This is a genomic window from Janthinobacterium sp. PSPC3-1 (genome assembly GCF_049896105.1).
Classification (GTDB): domain Bacteria; phylum Pseudomonadota; class Gammaproteobacteria; order Burkholderiales; family Burkholderiaceae_D; genus Janthinobacterium.
Genome location: NZ_JAFCTQ010000004.1, coordinates 22,682 through 39,502 on the forward strand (window position 1 = coordinate 22,682; position 16,821 = coordinate 39,502).

Annotated in this window: 15 protein-coding genes; 11 read left to right on the top strand and 4 right to left on the bottom strand. The window is 62.9% G+C overall.

What is annotated here, in order from left to right:
- Nucleotides 1-44 precede the first annotated feature (44 nt).
- The gene (locus ACP7B7_RS06270; RefSeq protein ID WP_308922149.1) at nucleotides 45-1,073 is read left to right on the top strand and encodes a hypothetical protein; all 1,029 of its coding nucleotides are present in this window, start codon (nucleotides 45-47) and stop codon (nucleotides 1,071-1,073) included.
- Between the two features lie 151 nt (nucleotides 1,074-1,224).
- Here the strand turns inward: ACP7B7_RS06270 and ACP7B7_RS06275 are convergent, their stop codons facing one another.
- From ACP7B7_RS06275 to kynU, 4 genes are all read right to left on the bottom strand, one after another.
- Nucleotides 1,225-2,256, bottom strand: a complete 1,032-nt coding sequence (locus ACP7B7_RS06275) for a hypothetical protein (protein ID WP_426076073.1) — start codon at nucleotides 2,254-2,256, stop codon at nucleotides 1,225-1,227.
- A gap of 2 nt (nucleotides 2,257-2,258) precedes the next feature.
- Entirely contained in the window at nucleotides 2,259-4,295 is a 2,037-nt protein-coding gene (locus ACP7B7_RS06280) for a hypothetical protein (protein WP_426076074.1), read from the bottom strand.
- A 99-nt stretch (nucleotides 4,296-4,394) separates the two neighbouring features.
- The gene (gene kynA / locus ACP7B7_RS06285; RefSeq protein ID WP_426076215.1) at nucleotides 4,395-5,243 is read right to left on the bottom strand and encodes a tryptophan 2,3-dioxygenase; all 849 of its coding nucleotides are present in this window, start codon (nucleotides 5,241-5,243) and stop codon (nucleotides 4,395-4,397) included.
- Nucleotides 5,244-5,294: 51 nt separating this feature from the next.
- Complete coding sequence (gene kynU, locus ACP7B7_RS06290; protein ID WP_426076075.1) at nucleotides 5,295-6,551, bottom strand: kynureninase; 1,257 nt, start codon at nucleotides 6,549-6,551, stop codon at nucleotides 5,295-5,297.
- A gap of 604 nt (nucleotides 6,552-7,155) precedes the next feature.
- Here kynU and flhD point away from each other — a divergent pair.
- The 10 genes from flhD (at nucleotide 7,156) to ACP7B7_RS06340 (ending at nucleotide 16,791) form a co-directional block, all read left to right on the top strand.
- Nucleotides 7,156-7,473, top strand: a complete 318-nt coding sequence (gene flhD, locus ACP7B7_RS06295; RefSeq protein ID WP_065306444.1) for a flagellar transcriptional regulator FlhD — start codon at nucleotides 7,156-7,158, stop codon at nucleotides 7,471-7,473.
- Between the two features lie 35 nt (nucleotides 7,474-7,508).
- A complete protein-coding gene (gene flhC / locus ACP7B7_RS06300; protein ID WP_308922145.1) occupies nucleotides 7,509-8,069 on the top strand; it encodes a flagellar transcriptional regulator FlhC in 561 nt (186 codons plus the stop codon).
- Between the two features lie 83 nt (nucleotides 8,070-8,152).
- Nucleotides 8,153-8,914, top strand: coding sequence for a class I SAM-dependent methyltransferase (locus ACP7B7_RS06305; RefSeq protein WP_426076076.1), 762 nt, complete (start codon nucleotides 8,153-8,155; stop codon nucleotides 8,912-8,914).
- A gap of 209 nt (nucleotides 8,915-9,123) precedes the next feature.
- Nucleotides 9,124-9,984, top strand: a complete 861-nt coding sequence (gene motA, locus ACP7B7_RS06310; protein ID WP_308922143.1) for a flagellar motor stator protein MotA — start codon at nucleotides 9,124-9,126, stop codon at nucleotides 9,982-9,984.
- Nucleotides 9,985-10,042: 58 nt separating this feature from the next.
- Nucleotides 10,043-10,993, top strand: coding sequence for a flagellar motor protein MotB (gene motB, locus ACP7B7_RS06315; protein ID WP_426076077.1), 951 nt, complete (start codon nucleotides 10,043-10,045; stop codon nucleotides 10,991-10,993).
- Between the two features lie 46 nt (nucleotides 10,994-11,039).
- Nucleotides 11,040-11,588: a chemotaxis protein gene (locus ACP7B7_RS06320; protein WP_308922141.1), complete on the top strand. Its 549-nt coding sequence runs from the start codon at nucleotides 11,040-11,042 to the stop codon at nucleotides 11,586-11,588.
- A gap of 81 nt (nucleotides 11,589-11,669) precedes the next feature.
- On the top strand, nucleotides 11,670-12,035 hold the full coding sequence (locus ACP7B7_RS06325) for a response regulator (RefSeq protein WP_065306416.1): 366 nt from the start codon (nucleotides 11,670-11,672) through the stop codon (nucleotides 12,033-12,035).
- Between the two features lie 43 nt (nucleotides 12,036-12,078).
- A complete protein-coding gene (cheA, locus tag ACP7B7_RS06330; RefSeq protein ID WP_426076078.1) occupies nucleotides 12,079-14,283 on the top strand; it encodes a chemotaxis protein CheA in 2,205 nt (734 codons plus the stop codon).
- Nucleotides 14,284-14,310: 27 nt separating this feature from the next.
- A complete protein-coding gene (locus ACP7B7_RS06335; RefSeq protein WP_065306418.1) occupies nucleotides 14,311-14,817 on the top strand; it encodes a chemotaxis protein CheW in 507 nt (168 codons plus the stop codon).
- 255 nt (nucleotides 14,818-15,072) lie between these two features.
- Nucleotides 15,073-16,791: a methyl-accepting chemotaxis protein gene (locus ACP7B7_RS06340; protein ID WP_426076079.1), complete on the top strand. Its 1,719-nt coding sequence runs from the start codon at nucleotides 15,073-15,075 to the stop codon at nucleotides 16,789-16,791.
- Nucleotides 16,792-16,821: the final 30 nt, after the last annotated feature.

Here is a 16,821-nt window from a genome sequence, read left to right on the forward strand (position 1 = left end):
CAAGCGTGGCCGCATTCACGGGTAGACCCTGGGCAGATGGAATCATGACTACTTTATCGACTTGTCGCCGCCTTGGCGGCATGCTGTTATGGGCCGCTTGCGCGGCCTTGCCGGCCATTGCGGCCGCCAGGTCCGCGCCGGCGATCGCGCCCCGGACCATCGTGCTGCCGGCCGGACAACTGCCGCGCCTGAGCGAAGAGCCGCAGGTACGCGCCGCGCTGTTCGAGTTCTTCGGTTATGCGCGCGGCAGCTATACCGATGACGATGCGCTGCTGCTGGAGCAGGCGCTCGAAGCCGTCAGCGAGCGGCGCGACGCCACCCGCAATGTGCTGCCGGACGGGCGCGTGCTGCTGGCCTCCATGAATGACCGCAAGCAGGGCCGCGAACGGGGCGCCATGCTGCTCGACAAGCGCGGTGCCATCATCGCCTTTGGCCTGGTCAACGGCCATTGCCGCCTGCAGGGCCAGCCGCTGGCCAAGGTCTGCAAGCCCGATCCCCAAGCCGTGCTGACGGTGTTCCACCGCAAGGGCATGCTGGTCGACGAGGCCGCGCCCCTGCTGGCCTGGGCCCGGCAATTGCCGCCGATGCTGGCGCTGATCGCCGCCGACGATGAAGCGGGCGGCGATGGGCAAAGAATCGCCACGGTCGAATACGTGCTGGCGCAGCCGGCGCTACCTGGCTGGAACCGCGCGCAGCTGCCGTCCGGTTTTCCGTCGGCGCTGCTGCCGCTGCTGCTCGACAAATCGACGGTGCTCACGTCGGCCGGCGCCGGCGTGTTCACGTTTCCGCTGTCGCTGAAGGGCAAGAAGCAGAACAATGTGCTCGACGAGGCGGAAGGCCGGCCGCCGCGCGACCTGGAGGTGGCGCTGCGCAGCTATGCCAGCTTCGACAGCGTGGTCGAGCTGTACCGCAAGACCATCAAGGGCGCCCGGCTGCAGCGCAACGAGCGCACCGCCTACCTGCATGGCGACCTGGGGCAGGGCAGCTACCGCGTGTATATCCGCAATACGGGCTTTGACGGCGTGATGATTGACGTGGCGCTGTGGCAGAAGAAGCTGGCCGCCGGACAATAAATCGACGCCATTGTTGACGCCGGCGGTGTTGTCGGATTACGGCCCCGCAGGGGCCTGATCCGACCTGCGTGAGGGATGCAGGATCGTAGGTCGGGTTAGCGCGCAGCGCGTAACCCGACATCACCACCATGGCCCGCCATCGTAGGTCTGGTTAGCGCACAGCGCGTAACCCGACATCACCACCATGGCCCGCCAGCGCCAGCATCGCCCTGATCTCCTCGTCGCGCCTGACCTTCCCCGTCCTGAAGCGCATATCGGTCAGCGCCGCCGGCAGTCCGCCTGCCAGCAGCGCATCAAAATCGAGCCGGGTTTCCGACACGGTCAATGTGTGCAGCGCGGGCAGTAAAGCCAGGCCATCGAGCCGCTCCAGCCCCTTGCACGTCAGCAGATGCAGCCGTTCCAGCAGCGGATTGTCACGCACATCGAGTTGCGTCAGCTTGATCTGGTCTTCCAGCCACAGCTGGCGCAGCAGCGGAAACCGGCCCAGGTCGCCCAAGTCTTCCAGCCCGCGCACGCGGATTATTTCCAGCTTGTTCAATCGTGGCGCGTCGATCTCCTGGATCGATTCGCGCCCGCCCAACTGCAGCAGCAGGCGATCAAGCTGCGCGATGCCGGACATAAAATCGAGCGCTACCTTGTTCTTGATGCGGTACAGCGACAACCTGGTCAATGCCGGCAAACCGGCCAGCGTGTCGATATGACCGGCATGGCCTTCGATCGCCAGTGTAGACAGCCGCGTGTAGTGGCGCAGCGGCGCCAGGTCGATATTGTTTTTGGCCGACTCGCCCAAGGACAGGTGCTCCAGGCCGTGCAGGTTTTCCAGCTGCAGGATATCGGTTTGCGCCAGCTCATATACGCCCAGGTCCAGGCGCTTGAGGTGGTGCAGTTCGCCCAGCGTCTCCAGATACAGTGCATTGCGGTGGCAGTCGATCGACAGGCTGGCCACATGCGGCAGCGCGCGCAGGATGCGCGTATCGAACACCCGCGGATCGTAGCCGTAGATGCGGATGGTCAGCGCGGCGCCATGGGTGGCCGCCAGTGCATCGAGTTCAGGCAGCAGCGGTTCGGGCTCCCCCAGGGTGTCGAACTGCACCAGCACCTGCCGGCCGGCGGCGATGGCGGCGCCGATTTCTGCGGCGTCAAGTTCGGCCGGATTCTGGATCGTCAGCGTGATGTGTTCCATTCTTATTCTCCAAAAATAAACGGGACTTTTTTCGGCACGGGGCAGCCTTCCGGCCCCGGCGATATCTGCTTGCCGGTATCGTCAAACTGCTTGCCGCAATCGACGGCGATGCGCTGGCGGTAGCTGCGGATGCTGGCCACCTTGCCGTTCGGGTGATAGCAGATGGCGTCGCCGTCGCGGTCAGCCGAAGCATAGCTGAAGTAGGTCTGGCCGTTGACGGTGCGCGTGGCGTGACCACGGCGCGGCTCCGTGCATTTGAGCTGGCCGCTTTCAAAATAGGTGTTGTAGACCGAGGTGTCCTTGGCGCGGTCGACCAGCAGTTCATCCATCACCTTGCCGTTCGCATACCAGGAACGGCCTTCCTGGCGCTGGCCGAACTGGAACTGGTAATCGTACTGTGGCTGGCCGCTGGCGAAATTGAGGCGGTGGTAGTCGCACACGTCGTCGCGTTCCCGGCCATATTCGGTAAAGGTGCAGCGGTGGATATCGTTGATAAGAAGGCCGTCTTCGGCATACTCGCGCAGATGCGCCGCCAGCCGGCCACGCTCGACCACGGTCAGGCGTTCCGGCTTGCCGCTGGCATAGTAGCGCGCGTCCATGCCCTGTTTCTTGCCGTTATCCCATTGCGTGTCGAGGCGCAGGATCTTGTTGTCATCCCAGGCGCGTTCGCGCCCGTCGAGCTGGCCGTTGCGCAAGGTCGCCTGGTAGACCACGGTGCCGTCCGGCAGATAGCGCGTGCGCTCGCCGTCGGGCACGTCCATCGCATAATGTTCGCGCAGGCGCAGCTTGCCGCTGGCGTCAGTCTCGTTTGCCTCGCCGTGCTTCTTGCCCTTGACGAAAGGGACGCGCAGGCTGGCGCCGTCCTTGAGCTTCAGTGTCCAGGGGCCGTCGCGCAAGCCGTCGAGATAGCTGCCTTCACCGTCGCTCGTGATCCACTTGCCCTGGCGCGTGCCATTGACGTAGTTGCCGCGCGCCTGCAGCTTGCCACCCATGCTGCGTTCGGAAGGGCCATTGAGCTGGCCGCCCGCGTAGGTGTCGAAGCCCGTCACTTCATCCTGGTCGGCGTAGTTGATGACGGTCCAGCGGCCTTCGCGCTGGCCGGCGCGGTACACGCCGTCCTCGGTCTGCTTCGGCTCCTCGATATGCCAGGGCCCGTCGGGCAGGCCGTCGACATACGCGCCTTTGGATGACCCTTCATGCAGGCCGCTGCGTGTCCACAGGCCGGTGCGCTTGCCGTTGGCGTATGCGCCCCGTTCCACCACCGAGCCATCGTCCCAGGCCAGGCTGTAGAGTACGGAGTGTCCTTCGGCGCTGCCCGCAAACTGCTGCGGCGCCGTTTCCCAGCCCACCTGCCACAGGCGGTAATTGGGGAGCTCACCCGCGTCGCCATCGCCATACAGGGTATAGCTGGCCGTCAGATAGCGCTTGCCCTGTCTGGAAAAGGTCTTCTTGTAGCTGATGGCGTCCTTGCTGGCGGCGTCCACCGGGCGGCCCTGATTGTCAAAAAAGCCGACTACCGTGCCTTGCGTATGGTCGATCGCGTCGAAGTCGGCATTGCCGCTCTTGCCGCGCGCGACGCTGTAATCCAGCGGTGACAATTTCGCCAATGCCGCCTTGACCTGGCCCGCGTTCGGCACGGCCATTTGCGCCGCGATGCGGTCCAGCGCCGGCTGCAGGCCTGTGAGCTTCACGTATTTGCCCGAGCTGTGGTCATGCCGGTAGGCGCGCAAACCCTGCTTGCCGTCAAGCCGGAACAGCACCAGCAGGGTGGACGTTTCTGGCCTTCGGTCGAGCGGGGCGTAGAACACGGAACGGATCACGGCATGGCCGAATTTGTCCAGCGGCTGTGGTTTCCTGCCGGCTTTGCCGCATTCGCAGTAGTACGCGTTGACGCCGCCGGCCTCCTTGAGAAAGACGATATCGAGGCCGCTGTCCTGCGAGGCCGCAATCACCGGATGGGCCAGCGGCTTGCCTTCATAAAATGGTGCGGCTTGGGCGAGGGCGGTGCAGAACAGCAGCGGCAAAAAAAAGCGTTTCATCGGGTGACAGGCGCGTTGCCCACTAGGGAAAGGCATCGATACTGCCTAACTTCTTCGCATAGGGCAAATACGTGCCTATCGTGCGCGCCTCTGTGCCGGTCAGAGCTCGGTGCGCAGCGCGAACAATTCCGGGAACAGCACCACGTCGAGCATCTTGCGCAGGTAGCTGACGCCGGCCGTGCCGCCGGTGCCGGTCTTGAAGCCGATAATGCGCTCCACTGTCGTGACATGGCGGAAGCGCCAGAAGCGGAACGCCGTTTCCAGGTCGACCAGCTTTTCGGCCAGCTCGTACAGGGCCCAGTATTTGGCCGGGTCGCGGTAGACTTCCAGCCATGCCGCCTTCACGGAGTCGTCGCTGGCGGTGGGCAAAGTCCAGTCGGCGTTCAGGCGGGCCGCCGAAATCGGCAGGCCATGGCGCGCCAGCAGCCTGACCGACTCGTCGTAGACGGACGGCGAGCGCAGGGCGGCCTCCAGCACGGCGTACGATTCGGGCGCGGTGGTGTGCACGTTCAGCAGCGCCGCGTTCTTGTTCCCCAAAATGAATTCGATCTCGCGGTACTGGTAGGACTGGAAGCCCGACGAGGCGCCGAGATATGGCCGGATGGCCGTGTATTCGGGCGGCGTCATGGTCGCCAGCACGTCCCAGGCGTGCACCAGTTGATCCATGATGCGCGCCACCCTGGCCAGCATCTTGAAGGCCGGTGGCAGGTCACCGCTTTGCAGGTTGGCGCGCACGGCGTGCATTTCGTGCAGCATCAGCTTCATCCACAGTTCGCTGGTCTGGTGCTGCACGATGAACAGCATCTCGTTATGGTTCGGCGACAGCGGATGCTGGGCCGTCAGGATGCGGTCCAGTGCCAGGTAGTCGCCATAGCTCATCGACTCGCTGAAGTCCATCTGCGCGCCGTGCCATTGCGCGTCTTTTGCATCCTGTGCGCCGGCATGCATGGGGCAGCCGTTGCCTGGTGTGTTCTCGTTCATGTCGTCGTCTCTGGTAGTTCAGGTCACCGCGTCGCGGCGGGCTGTGACATCGTAGGCTTGCGTGTCAAGGATCTCGCGCAGGATCTCCACCGCATCCCACAGCTCGGCAAAGCTGGTGTACAGCGGCGTGAAGCCGAAGCGCATGATGGCCGGTTCGCGGTAGTCGCCGATCACGCCGCGCGCGATCAGGGCCTGCATCACGGCATAGCCATGCGGATGCGTGAAGCTGGCCTGGCTGCCGCGCCGCGCATGCTCGCGCGGCGTGACCAGGCCCAGTGGGTGGCTGGCGCAGCGCTGTTCCACCAGCGCGATAAACAGGTCGGTCAGGGCCAGCGACTTGGCGCGGATCGCTTGCATGGTGGTTTGGGCAAAGATGTCGAGGCCGCATTCGACCAGCGCCAGCGAGACGATGGGCTGCGTGCCGCACAGGGCGCGCGCGATGCCGTCGGCCGGCGCGAAGGCCGGCTCCATGGCAAACGGCGCGGCATGGCCCCACCAGCCCGACAGTGGCTGGCGGAAGGCCGCCTGGTGCTTTTTCGGCACCCAGATAAAGGCCGGCGCGCCGGGGCCGCCGTTCAGGTATTTGTAGGTGCAGCCGACGGCCAGGTCGGCGCCATCGCCGTTCAGGTCCAGCGGCACGGCGCCGGCCGAATGGGCCAGGTCCCACAGCGCCAGCGCGCCCTGCGCATGGCAGTGGCTGCTCACGGCGGCCATGTCGTGCTGGTAGCCGCTGCGGTAGTTGACGTGCGTGAGCATGGCCACGGCGCAGTCGCCATCGATCGCCTGCGCCAGCTCGGCCGGGTCGTCGACCAGCCGCAGCTGGTAGCCGCGATCGAGCCAGGCGGCCAGTCCCTGCGCCATATACAGGTCGGTCGGGAAATTGCTGCGTTCGCTGACGATAATGCGGCGCGCGGCGCAGGCAGGGTCTGGGTCCGACGCCTGCATCCGCAGCGCGGCGGCCAGCGCCTTGAACAGGTTGACCGAGGTGGTGTCGGTAATGACGACTTCGCCGTCGGTGGCGCCTAGCAGCGGAGACAACAGGTCGCCCAGGCGTTTCGGCAGGTCGAACCAGCCGTTGGTATTCCAGCTTCGGATCAGGTCGTTACCCCATTCGGCCTCGATCACCTGCCGCGCGCGGGCCATGGCCGCCTTGGGACGGGCGCCGAGCGAGTTGCCGTCGAGGTAAATCACGCCGGCCGGCAGGTCGAACTGGGCGCGCAGCGGCGCCAGCGCATCGTCGCGGTCGAGTGCTATGCAATCTTGTCGGGAAATCATGTTGGCTTTCATGTCGATACTTGTTTTGGATGCATGTGATCGGCTCGGCAAAACGTACCGAACGGGAACGGCAGTGTAGCAAGTCTTGGCTGTCATGCACTATTTTCCTACTTGAAACCAGTATCAAAAGAGCGGTTTTCCCGGGCGTCGCGACAAAATTTCGCTTTTTTTCAAAATATTTTCAAAAGACCCTAAAGTTTCCATGGCAAGCGTCGTAAAAGACTACATAAGAAGAGATGAAAACTTTTTTCAGAATTTTTTTCATAAATTTTTAAAAAAGTCCTCAAGTTCTCGGCGCCGCTGCCGTAACAGGCAGTATGGGTATTTTGATGCAAGTCAAGCCGTTGTAAAAAAGCGATAGCCGTTTTTCTGCAGAAGGTCATCACACTTGATTGTTCAGCGCTCCTCTTTCCACGCTTTTACAGGCGTGCGAGCATGATCGTACCGTGTTTGTAAGACAGACACCTACGGTCTCATCCTCTATTGTCCGGCCAAAAATACAGCGCCGCACCTCTATGCCGTTTTCTGTTGCTCCTTCAAAATGTATCTCACTGGAAACACGAAGTGCTCCAGTTGAAGAATTTAACGGATTGAGGAGATGGAAATGACTGCTAACGACATGATGGCTGAGATTCGCGACGCTAACCTGAGCTACTTGATGCTGGCCCAGCAGATGATCCGCGCGGACAAGGTAACGGCCATCTTCCGTCTTGGCGTATCGGCGGAAATCGCCGAACTGATCGAAGGCATGAGCAATGCCCAGATCCTGAAACTGGCTGGCGGCAACATGATGCTGGCCCGCTTCCGCTTCGATGACAGCGCCATCCTGGGCATGTTGACGAACTACAATAAGGACCGCTCGCTGGCGCAGTCGCACGCCGCCATCCTGATGGCCGGACAGGGCGTCGAAGAAATCGTGTAAACTGTGCCCGTAGTCAATCAGACGGGAGCAGTAACATGGCCAAAAAGAGTGTCGTCTCGGAAGCACAGGAAATACAGCTTGCGATCGAGTTGATACAGCTGGGCGCCCGCCTGCAGTTGCTGGAAACCGAAGTATCGCTGTCGCGCGAACGCCTGCTCAACCTGTACAAGGAGCTGAAAGGGGTGTCGCCACCGAAAGGCATGCTGCCATTCTCCACCGACTGGTTTATCACCTGGCAACCGAACATCCACTCCTCGCTGTTCATCAATATCCACCACTTCCTCGTGGAACACGCCGGCGCCACCGGCATCGAAGCCGTCATGAAGGCTTACAAGCTCTACCTCGAACAAATGCCGCCCGAGCCGGGCGAAGAGCCGCTGCTGTCGCTGACGCGCGCCTGGACCCTGGTGCGCTTTTTCAGCAGCAAGATGCTGGCCATGGCCACCTGCGGCAAGTGCGGCGGCAAGTTCGTCGTCAACTGCCTCGACCTGAACGCCGATTATGTGTGCGGCCTGTGCCACATGCCTTCGCGCGCCGGCAAGACCAAGAAAGCCCGCGACGAAGCGATTGCGGCGCCATCCGGCAGCGCTGGCTGACCGGCGCGTGTCAGACAAAGTCGGGATGCCGCACCGCCGCCAACGCTGGCGTTTTCACCACTGTTTCCACTCATACTAGCTCCATGCTGCAACAAATCCTGCGCGCGCCCGCGCTCAAGGCGGTCCTGATCCAGGCGCTGGCGTTTCCCTTGATGCTGGGCCTGGTGTATCTGCTGGCACGCGCCGGGGTCGGCATGACCTTGTTCTCGGTGGCCCTGCTGCAGGGGGTGCTGGCGGCGCTGATCACCTGGCGCGCCAGGCTGGCGCGCTGGTGGTGCGCGATCGGCCTGCTGTTTGCGCCGGCGCTGCTGGCGGCCAGCGCGCTGGAGCTGCCGCCGCTGTTGTTCCTGCTGGTCTTTATTTTTTTGCTGGGCCTGTACTGGTCCACCTTTCGCACGCAAGTGCCGTTCTATCCGTCGGGGCCGGCCGTGTGGCGCGCAGTGGCGCAGTTGATCGCCGACCGTCCGGGCGTGAAACTGATCGATATCGGCAGCGGCCTCGGTGGCCTGGTGCTGGACCTGGCGCGGCGCCGGCCCGATGGCCAGTTTTGCGGCATCGAGCTGGCGCCGCTGCCGTGGCTGGTGAGCAGCTTGCGCGCGCGCCTGGTGGGCAACCCTGCGCGGTTTGTTCGGGGCGACTATGTGGCGCTCGATTTCGCCGATTACGATGTGGTGTTTGCCTACCTGTCGCCGGCCGCCATGGCGGCGCTGTGGATGCAGGTCGAAAAGCAAATGTTGCCGGGAAGTATGCTTCTTAGTTACGAATTCAAGATCGCCGCGCGTGCGCCCGATAAGACCATTGCCGCCACAGAGCGTGGCCCTTTACTTTACGTATGGTGCTTTTAGGCAATTGTCTGCGTTATTTGCTTGCCGACAGCACAATCTCACGTTATTGTAGTTCCACGCGGCACTTTGCTGGAAGTAGCTTGAAATGTGGTCCGTTTCCAGCTACTTCCGGTTAGCGCAGCAGCAGCGTGCCATGGTAGCTAAACTTCATGCAAGCTTGCCAGAACACTACGGGTATGCATGCCCGGCCACCTTGGGAGTCACAGCACTTGTTAGTCATACTCGGATACATCATCGTTTGCGCCTCGGTGTTCGGCGGTTTCGCGTTGGCGGGCGGCCATCTGGCGGCCCTGTTCCAGCCGCTGGAACTGCTGATGATCGGCGGTGCGGCGGCGGGCGCCTTCCTGGTCGGCAACAATAACAAGGCCATCAAGGCGACGCTGGCCGCCTTGCCCAGCCTGCTCAAGGGTTCGCGCTACACCAAGGACCTGTACATGGAGCTGATGTCGCTGCTGTTCGAAGTGCTCAGCAAGGTGCGCAAGGAAGGCCTGATGTCGATCGAAAGCGATATCGACAGCCCGCAGGAAAGTCCGCTGTTTTCCAAGTATCCGGCCGTGCTGGCCGACCACCATATCGTCGAATTCATGACCGATTACCTGCGCCTGATGGTGTCGGGCAATATGGACGCTTTCCAGATCGAAAACCTGATGGACAACGAGATCGAAACCCATCACCACGAGGGCGCCGTGCCGGCCCATGTGATCGCCAAGGTGGGCGACGGCTTGCCCGCCTTTGGTATTGTTGCCGCCGTGATGGGCGTGGTGCACACGATGGAGTCGGTGGGCCTGCCGCCGGCCGAGCTGGGCATGCTGATCGCGCACGCGCTGGTCGGCACCTTCCTCGGCATCCTGCTGGCCTACGGTTTCGTGGGGCCGTTGGCCAGCCTGCTCGAACAGAAGCTGGAAGAGTCGAGCAAGATGTTCCAGTGCGTGAAAGTGACCCTGCTGGCCAGCCTGAACGGCTATGCACCGGCGCTGGCGGTGGAGTTTGGCCGCAAGGTGCTGTTCTCGACCGAGCGTCCGACCTTCAACGAGCTCGAAGATCACATCAAGAAATCGAAAACGAAGTAAGCAGTGAGGTCACGTTTGCACACCATGAGTTTATCGCCGCACAGGGAAGGGGGACGCCATGGCCGATGAAGGCATGCGCCCGATTATCGTCAAGCGCGTCAAGAAGGTGGCCGGCGGCCATCACGGCGGCGCATGGAAGATCGCCTACGCCGACTTCGTGACGGCGATGATGGCTTTCTTCTTGCTGATGTGGCTGCTCGGTTCGACCTCGAAGGGCGACCTGAACGGCATTTCCGAATTCTTCAAGACGCCCTTGAAAGTGGCGATGGCGGGCGGCTCCGGCAGCGGCGAAAGCAATTCCGTGATCCAGGGCGGCGGCCAGGACCTGTCGCGCCAGGATGGCCAGGTGCGCAAGGCGCAGGAAGAGCAGCAGCGCAAATCGTTCGACCTCAATTCGGCCAAGGCCGCGCTCGAGCGCGAAGAAGGGCGCCGCCTGCAGGCGTTAAAGGCCCGTATCGAGGCGACCATCGACGCCAATCCGCTGCTGAAAAAATACAAGAATCAATTGCTGCTCGACATCACCAGCGAAGGCCTGCGGATCCAGATCGTCGACGAACAGAATCGTCCCATGTTTGCGCTGGCCAACGCCAACCTGCAGCCATATACCAAGGAAATCCTGCACGCCATCGGCTTTGTGCTCAATGAAGTGCCGAACCGGGTCGGCCTGTCCGGCCACACCGATTCGACGCCCTACATGAGCGACGCCGGCTACAGCAACTGGGAATTGTCGGCCGACCGCGCCAACGCCTCGCGGCGCGAACTGGTGATCGGCGGCATGAAGGAAGAAAAAGTGCTGCGCGTGGTGGGCCTGGGCTCGGCCGCGAACCTGGACAAGCTCGACCCCTTCAATCCGATCAACCGCCGCATCAGCATTATCGTCATGAACAAGCGCACGGAAGAAAACGTCCTGCGCGACGGCGCCGCGATCGAACTGCCGGTGAACGACGCGGCGGCCGCCATCTCTTCGGGGCTGGAGGCGGGTGCGGCGCCTGCGGCGGCAAAGAAATAGGCATGCATGGCCAGCGTGCGCATCGTAGTAAAACAATGAGATCTCTATGACAAGAAAGAAAATACTTGGCTCGCATGTGAAGCGCCTGTTGTCCGGCGTGTCGGACCATGGCCGCAAGCACCTGACGGAGGTGGAAACCGACCTGGTGCAGACCGGCATCTTGCTGGAAGAGGCAATCGAGAAACTCTCCTTCAACTTCATGGCCATCCATGCGGCGGTGTCAGCGCAACAGGACACGATCGCCCTGCTGCTCGAGGGCGGCGTGCCGCCCGCCGAGCAGCGTGAAAAGCTGCTGGCGCTGCAGGACGAGGTGGGCGGTTACGTGAACGCCGCCATCACCAGCATGCAGTTCCAGGACATGACCAGCCAGCTGATCGACCGTACCCTGAAACGGGTCACGGGGCTGCGCGAGTTTCTCGGTACTCTGGGGTCGCACGGCGCCGAAATGCTGCCGGAAAGCGATAACGAGGAAATCGTGGCCTTGCTTGGGCGCGTCAGCATGGCGCTGGCGATACAAAGCCTGGAATTGCGCAGCGTGCTGCGCAAGGCTGTCAGCCAACAGCATCTGGAAAGCGGCGACATCGAGTTGTTCTAGCCGAGTGCGGAACGCTTGCGGTTGCATGGATCAATTCAATAAACAAGCCGGGCACGACGCCCGGTATAAGTGGGAGCAAAGATGGCCAAAACGATACTTGCAGTGGACGATTCCAGCTCATTGCGCCAGATGGTGGCGTTCAGCCTGAAAGCCGCCGGTTACCAGGTGGTGGAGGCCGTGGACGGCCAGGACGGACTGGAAAAAGCCAAGCTGCAAACCGTGGACCTGGTGCTGACGGACCAGAACATGCCACGCATGGACGGCCTGGAGCTGATCAAGCTGCTGCGCGAGCTGCCAGCGTACCAGAAGGTGCCCATCCTGATGCTGACGACCGAGTCGTCCGATGAAATGAAATCGAAAGGCCGCGCCGCCGGCGCCAATGGCTGGCTGGTCAAGCCCTTCGATCCGCAGCGCCTGATCGAAGTGGTCAAGAAGGTGATCGGCTGATGCCAGCCGCGCAGCACAACGATGCAATTGACGGAGTCACCCTATGACCATCGATATTAGCCAGTTTTTCCAGGTCTTTTTCGATGAGGCCGAGGAACTGCTGGCTGAAATGGAACGGCTGCTGCTGGCCGTCGATATTGCGGCGCCCGACGCCGAAGACCTGAATGCCGTTTTCCGTACCGCCCACTCGATCAAGGGCGGCGCGTCGACGTTCGGCCTGTCCGACATGAGCGAGGTGACGCACATCCTCGAGTCCCTGCTCGACCGTATCCGTCAGGGCCAGATGGCCCTGACGGCCGAACACGTCGACGCCTTTTTGGCCGCCAAGGACATCCTCAAGATGCAGCTCGACGGCCATCGCCTCGGTTCCGAGGTGGACCAGGACGCCGTCGCCAACGTGCGCATGATGCTGCAGTCGTTTGCGCAGGACGTGCCGGTAGCCGCCCTGACACCCGTCGCGCCGGCTTTCCACACGGCTGAAAAAGCCGCCGTCAGCCATGCCGGCGGCCACCGCTTCCGTCTTGAACTGCCGAAGATGGAGCAGCGCGAAGTCGATGCGCTGGCGGCCGAACTGGGCCTGCTGGGCGACGTCGCGGTGACCGTGCTGCCCGACGCGCGCAGCTCGCTGGAAGTGACGACCCATGAAAGCCTGGACGATATCCTGGCGATCTGCTCGTTCGTGCTGAACCCGGACGACATGGTGATCACCCAGGCGCCGCCGCTGGCGCCGGGCGAAGCGACCACCGCGCAAGCGGCGCGCGCGGCACAGGAAGCGGCGCAAGGCTATGGCTTTTTCGATCCGCTGCCAGGCGCGCCCGGCGCGGTGAAGACCGAGGCCGAGCAGGGCTATGGTTTCTTCCAGCCGCTCGAGGACATCCGCGCCGCCGCCGGCGTGCAGACGGACGCCGAACGTGGCTACGGTTTTTTCCAGCCGCTGGAACAGATACGCGCCAACGCGGCCAGCGTGGCGCCGGCCGTTGCCGCCCCGGTAGTGGTGGCGGCCGATGCCGAAGTCGAGAAAAAACCGGCCAAGAAGGAAGTCGACAAGGCCGGCGCCGAATCGTCGTCGATCCGCGTCTCGATCGAAAAGGTCGACCAGCTGATCAACCTGGTGGGCGAACTGGTGATCACGCAGGCGATGATCGAACAGCGCGCCGGCGCGCTCGATCCGATGCTGCATGAAAAACTGCTCGACAGCGTCAGCCACCTGACGCGCAATACGCGCGACCTGCAGGAAGCGGTGATGTCGATCCGCATGATGCCGATGGATTTCGTGTTCTCGCGCTTTCCGCGCATGGTGCGCGACCTGGCCGGCAAATTGGGCAAGAAGGTCGACTTCATCACCAATGGCGCGGCAACGGAACTGGACAAGGGCCTGATCGAGCGCATCGTCGATCCGCTGACGCACCTGGTGCGCAACAGCATCGACCATGGCGTGGAAATGCCGGCCGCCCGCGTGGCCGCCGGCAAGACCGAGGCGGGCCGCCTGTTCCTGTCGGCCAGCCACCAGGGCGGCAACATCATCATCGAAGTATCGGACGATGGCGCCGGCCTGAATCGCGAACGCATCCTGGCCAAGGCGCAGCAGCAGGGCATGGACGTGTCGGACACGATGACGGACGCCGAAGTGTGGCAGCTGATCTTCGCGCCCGGCTTTTCCACCGCCGAAGCGGTCACCGACGTGTCGGGCCGCGGCGTGGGCATGGATGTGGTCAAGCGCAATATCAGCGCCATGGGCGGCGTGGTCGACATCCGTTCGGCCAAGGGCTTCGGCACCACCATTTCGATCTCGCTGCCGCTGACGCTGGCGATCCTGGACGGCATGTCGATCCGGGTCGGCGAGGAAGTGTATATTTTGCCGCTGGGCTTCGTGATCGAATCGCTGCAGCCGGCCGTGGAGGATGTCAAGGAGATCGCCGGCCGCGGCCAGGTGGTCAAGGTGCGCGGCGAATACCTGCCCCTGATCCCCCTGTACCAGATGTTCGACATCGCGCCGCGCTTTACCAATGCGTCCGAAGGCATCTGCGTGATCCTCGAGACGGAAGGGCGCAAGGCCGCGCTGTTCGTCGACGACCTGGTCGGCCAGCAGCAGGTGGTGGTGAAAAACCTCGAATCGAATTACCGCAAAGTGGTGGGCATCTCCGGCGCCACCATCCTGGGCGATGGCGGCGTCTCCCTGATACTCGACGTCGCCGCCCTGATCCGCTCTTCGCGCCAGCTGGCCGACGAGTCCCATATTTTTTCGTAACACCGTTATCACAGATAGGAACGCACCATGTCAGATACTCAACAACTATCCGCCAGCAAGACCAGCGACGGCAAGGACATCGCCGGCCGTGAATTCCTGGCCTTCACCTTGGGCTCGGAAGAGTACGGCATCGATATCCTGAAAGTCCAGGAAATCCGCGGCTACGAAGCGGTGACCCGCATCGCCAACGCGCCTGAATTCATCAAGGGCGTGATCAACCTGCGCGGCATCATCATTCCGGTGGTCGACATGCGCATCAAGTTCAAGCTGGGCACTCCCGTGTATGACCAGTTCACGGTGGTGATCATCCTGAACATCGGTGGCCGCATCGTCGGCATGGTGGTCGACAGCGTCTCCGACGTGACCACCCTGACACCCGAGCAGGTGAAACCGGCGCCGGAAATGGGCACCGCGTTTTCGACCGACTACATGATCGGCCTGGGCACCATCGACGAGCGCATGCTGATCCTGGTCGACATCGACAAGCTGATGTCCAGCAGCGAGATGGGTTTGATCGACAAGCTCGCGGCATAAGACAGGTCGGGCAGGTCGGGCAGGTCGGGTAGGTCGGGTAGGTCGGGTAGGTCGGGTTAGCGCAGCGTAACCCGACAACACCCGCGACAAAATTAGCACCAGTATTAGCACCAGCACCAGAATCACTACAGCAAAAGCATGACCCGGCGCGAGCAGAGGCGCGCCGGCAGGCCGCAAGGTTCTCAGAAACCAGGCCAAGGCACGGCGCGACACGACTATCGTGCGCGCCGTCATCAAACATAGGGGGAGACTGTCATGGGTTTGCGCAATTTCAAGATAGGTACACGGTTAGGTATTGGTTTTGGCAGCATCCTGGCGATCCTGGTGATCGTCGTGCTGGCCGCCACGGCATTGAATTACCGGAACAAGGCCCAGCTGCTGTCGGGCCTGGAACTGGCCAGCGAGAAGAACACGCAGGCCTCGACCATGAAAAGCGCGATGCTGGAAATGGGCATCGCCATGCGCAATATCGGCTTGCAGGGCGACGTCGGCCTGATGCAGGTGGAAGAAGGCAAGGTGCGCGAGCAGCGCAAGCAGTACGATGGCGCGCGCGACAAGCTGGGCAAGCTGGGCCTGTCCGATGCCGAAAAGGCGCTGGTGGCGAATATCTCGGCGCTGGACCGTGAAGTCGACAGCGCCTTCAAGGAAGCGATGGGCCAGGTGCTGGCGTTTAACAGCGAAGGCGGCGCCAAGGTGATCTCGACCCGCATCGACCCCTTGAACCGCAAGATGCTGGCCGATATCAACCAGCTGCTGCAGTTGCAGCACGCCAGCCAGCAGCGCTTCATGGCCGGTTCGCTGGCCGATGACAAGCAGTTGATGCTGGTGCTGCTGGTGCTGGGTGGCGCGGCCGTGGCGCTGGGCGCCTGGTGCGCGGTGTTCATCACGCGCTCGATCACCCAGCCGCTGTCGGGCGCGGTGGCGGTGGCGCAGAAAGTGGCGGCGGGCGAGCTGACCTCGCACGTGGTGGTCGAAGGCAAGGACGAGACCAGCGCCCTGCAGCAGGCCCTGAAGGACATGAACGAAAGCCTGGTGCGCACGGTGAGCGACGTGCGCCAGGGCACGCAGACGATCACGATCGCCTCGCGCGAGATCGCCAGCGGCAATGCCGACCTGTCGGCGCGCACGGAAACGCAAGCCAGTTCGCTCGAAGAGACGGCGTCGTCGATGGAGGAACTGACCTCGACGGTGAAACAGAACGCCGACAATGCGCGCCAGGCCAACCAGCTGGCCGTGTCGGCCTCGTCGGTGGCACAGCAGGGCGGCAGCGTGGTGGCGCAGGTGGTCGACACCATGGGGTCGATCAAGGACAGCTCGCGCAAGATCGTCGACATTATCGGCGTCATCGACAGCATCGCGTTCCAGACCAATATCCTGGCCTTGAACGCGGCGGTGGAAGCGGCGCGGGCCGGCGAGCAGGGTCGCGGTTTTGCGGTGGTGGCGTCGGAAGTGCGCAACCTGGCGCAGCGCTCGGCTGGCGCGGCGAAAGAGATCAAGGGCCTGATCGGCGACTCGGTCGACAAGGTCGATGCGGGCAGCCGGCTGGTCGATGAAGCAGGGCAGACCATGGGCCTGATCGTCACTTCGATCCGCCAGGTGGCCGACATCATGGGCGAGATCACGGCGGCGACGCAGGAGCAGAGCCATGGCATCGAGGAAGTCAACCAGGCCATCGCGCAGATGGACCAGATGACGCAGCAGAACGCGGCGCTGGTCGAGGAAGCGGCGGCGGCGGCCGAAAGCATGCAGGACCAGGCGCAGCGCCTGGCCGACGCCGTCAGCATTTTCAAGCTGGGCAGCGAAGGCGATGCGCTGGTGGCCAGCGCCGCCGTGACGGCGGCGCCGGGACCGGTGCCGGCACTGAAGGTGGCCAAGGTCAAGGTAGTGGCGCAGGCGCCGGCGGTCAAGGCGGTCACGCCGCCGCCGGCCAAAAAGCTGGCGGCGGCCAGCGGCGACGATTGGGAAGAGTTCTGACCCTGGCCCTGGCCCTGGCCTGATCCCGGT

Coding starts and splice junctions, on each gene's coding strand:
- ACP7B7_RS06275 (WP_426076073.1), bottom strand. CDS start 2,256: ATGGAACACATCACGCTGACGATCCAGAATCCGGCCGAACTTGACGCC.
- ACP7B7_RS06305 (WP_426076076.1), top strand. CDS start 8,153: ATGCTGCAACAAATCCTGCGCGCGCCCGCGCTCAAGGCGGTCCTGATC.
- ACP7B7_RS06325 (WP_065306416.1), top strand. CDS start 11,670: ATGGCCAAAACGATACTTGCAGTGGACGATTCCAGCTCATTGCGCCAG.
- kynU (WP_426076075.1), bottom strand. CDS start 6,551: ATGATTTCCCGACAAGATTGCATAGCACTCGACCGCGACGATGCGCTG.
- ACP7B7_RS06340 (WP_426076079.1), top strand. CDS start 15,073: ATGGGTTTGCGCAATTTCAAGATAGGTACACGGTTAGGTATTGGTTTT.
- cheA (WP_426076078.1), top strand. CDS start 12,079: ATGACCATCGATATTAGCCAGTTTTTCCAGGTCTTTTTCGATGAGGCC.
- ACP7B7_RS06270 (WP_308922149.1), top strand. CDS start 45: ATGACTACTTTATCGACTTGTCGCCGCCTTGGCGGCATGCTGTTATGG.
- flhC (WP_308922145.1), top strand. CDS start 7,509: ATGGCCAAAAAGAGTGTCGTCTCGGAAGCACAGGAAATACAGCTTGCG.
- ACP7B7_RS06280 (WP_426076074.1), bottom strand. CDS start 4,295: ATGAAACGCTTTTTTTTGCCGCTGCTGTTCTGCACCGCCCTCGCCCAA.
- ACP7B7_RS06335 (WP_065306418.1), top strand. CDS start 14,311: ATGTCAGATACTCAACAACTATCCGCCAGCAAGACCAGCGACGGCAAG.
- motB (WP_426076077.1), top strand. CDS start 10,043: ATGGCCGATGAAGGCATGCGCCCGATTATCGTCAAGCGCGTCAAGAAG.
- ACP7B7_RS06320 (WP_308922141.1), top strand. CDS start 11,040: ATGACAAGAAAGAAAATACTTGGCTCGCATGTGAAGCGCCTGTTGTCC.
- kynA (WP_426076215.1), bottom strand. CDS start 5,243: ATGCATGCCGGCGCACAGGATGCAAAAGACGCGCAATGGCACGGCGCG.
- flhD (WP_065306444.1), top strand. CDS start 7,156: ATGACTGCTAACGACATGATGGCTGAGATTCGCGACGCTAACCTGAGC.